The sequence below is a fragment of the Mycobacterium simiae genome, from assembly GCF_008370645.1.
Classification (GTDB): Bacteria; Actinomycetota; Actinomycetes; order Mycobacteriales; family Mycobacteriaceae; genus Mycobacterium; species Mycobacterium simiae_A.
On record NZ_VTZN01000388.1, the window covers coordinates 1 to 1,369 of the forward strand.

Sequence of the window (1,369 nt, forward strand, 5' to 3'; positions counted from 1 at the left end):
TTCCGGTGTCGGCCAGCTCGGAGGAGGCGTTGCGGCAAACCGCTGCGCGGCTCGCCGGCTGGATCGATGCCCAGGGCCCTGAGCTGATGGCCGCGGATTTGGCCTACACCCTGGCGCGCCGGCGCGGGCATCGCGCGGTACGCGCGGCGGTGCTGGCCAGCACCGCAGACGAGCTGTGCGGGGCACTGCTTGCGGTCGCCAGCAATGAAGGCCCGTATCCGCCGGCGGTCGGCCAGGACGACCGCGGCCCGGTGTGGGTGTTTTCCGGACAGGGCTCGCAATGGGCCAAGATGGGCGCCGAGCTGCTGGCCAACGAGCCGGTGTTTGCCGCCACCGTCGCCGCGATCGAGCCGCTGATCGCCGCAGAATCCGGATTCTCGGTGAGCGAAGCGATGACCGCCCCCGAGGTCGTCACCGGCATCGACCGGGTGCAACCAACCCTGTTCGCCATGCAGGTCGCGCTGGCGGCCACGATGAAGTCCTACGGCGTGGCGCCCGGCGCGGTGATCGGCCACTCGCTGGGTGAGTCCGCGGCCGCCGTGGTCGCCGGGGCCCTGTCCCTAGAAGACGGGGTGCGCGTCATCTGCCGCCGCTCCAAGCTGATGACCCGCATCGCCGGTTCCGGCACGATGGCATCGGTGGAACTCCCTGCCCAGCAAGTACTTTCAGAGTTGATGGGGCGCGGAATCACCGATGCCGTAGTCGCGGTGGTGGCCTCGCCGCAGTCCACAGTGATCGGCGGGGCGACCCAGACGGTGCGCGACCTGGTGGCGGCCTGGGAAGCACGCGAAGTGATGGCCCGCGAGGTGGCCGTCGACGTGGCCTCCCACTCCCCCCAGGTCGAGCCGATCCTCGACGACCTCACCGAGGCGCTGGCCGACATCACTCCCCTAACACCGCAGATCCCCTACTACACGGCGACCTCGTTCGACCCCCGCGAGGAACCCTACTGCGACGCCTACTACTGGGCCGACAACCTGCGCCACACGGTGCGCTTCGCCGCGGCCGTGCAGGCCGCCCTCGAGGACGGCTTCCGGGTTTTCACCGAGCTCTCGCCGCACCCGCTGCTGACCCACCCGGTGGATCAGATTGCCCGCAGCCTCGACATACCGGTCGCCGCCCTGGCCGGCATGCGGCGCGAACAACCACTGCCCCACGGGCTGCGTGAACTACTCGGCGACCTCTACGCCGCCGGTGCCGCAGTCGACTTCTCCGCGCTCTACCCAAGTGGCCGACTCTTGGACGCACCGCTACCAACCTGGAGTCACCGTCGACTGCTTCTTGACGATTCCAAGGATCGCCTGGCGCACGCCAGCACTGTCGCCGTCCATCCACTGCTGGGCTCACACGTGCAACTGCCCGAGGAGCC

1 protein-coding gene is annotated in these 1,369 nt (G+C 69.5%); it reads left to right on the forward strand.

Going from position 1 to position 1,369, the window contains the following annotated elements:
- On the forward strand, positions 1–1,369 hold a 1,369-nt coding region (locus F0Q45_RS25990; protein ID WP_149656591.1), incomplete at both ends, for a type I polyketide synthase.